This window comes from Citrobacter sp. VF227 (assembly GCF_052950715.1).
The window spans coordinates 1-454 of sequence record NZ_JBRFVF010000474.1; the positions used below are offsets into that span (position 1 = coordinate 1).

Sequence of the window (454 nt, forward strand, 5' to 3'; positions counted from 1 at the left end):
TCGGTCAGGGCGGCGATCCGTGGGGCGGCACGCGCGCTGGCTATGAAGCACAAGGGAAAATTAAGTTAAAAGACTTCAACATCACCACCGACCCCGGCCCCGCGGCTCAGGAGGTCGATCTGATCATCTCAGAGGAAGGTGTGCAACAGAAGTAACGTGTGAATGGCGGGATGGGGCTCAAGCCACCACCCGGCATAGCGACTATTGCGCAGGAGCCGGAATCCCCAGTTTGGTATTCAGGCGACCGCGTGACTTATTAAAGATCTTGTTGCCATTTTCACGCCCCGCGCTACTACGGCGGTGCTCATGTTCGGGCCACTCACTCTCTTCGCAACACTGCTCGCTACAGCAGCCTTTAAACTCCTGCGCACAGGCCGGCCACTGCATAACCAGCAGATGGCCGACGTCCTTGTTGCAATTTGTATGGCGCTCGCAGGCGTTTCCACGCTGATGG

Annotated in this window: 2 pseudogenes; one reads left to right on the forward strand and one right to left on the reverse strand. The window is 57.7% G+C overall.

What is annotated here, in order from left to right:
* Positions 1-155 (forward strand): annotated as a pseudogene (locus ACU8YC_RS27405) (YceI family protein); the annotation flags it as partial.
* Positions 156-201: 46 nt separating this feature from the next.
* On the opposite strand, the pseudogene ACU8YC_RS27410 reads toward ACU8YC_RS27405, so the two are convergent.
* Positions 202-454 (reverse strand): annotated as a pseudogene (locus ACU8YC_RS27410) (rhodanese-related sulfurtransferase); the annotation flags it as partial.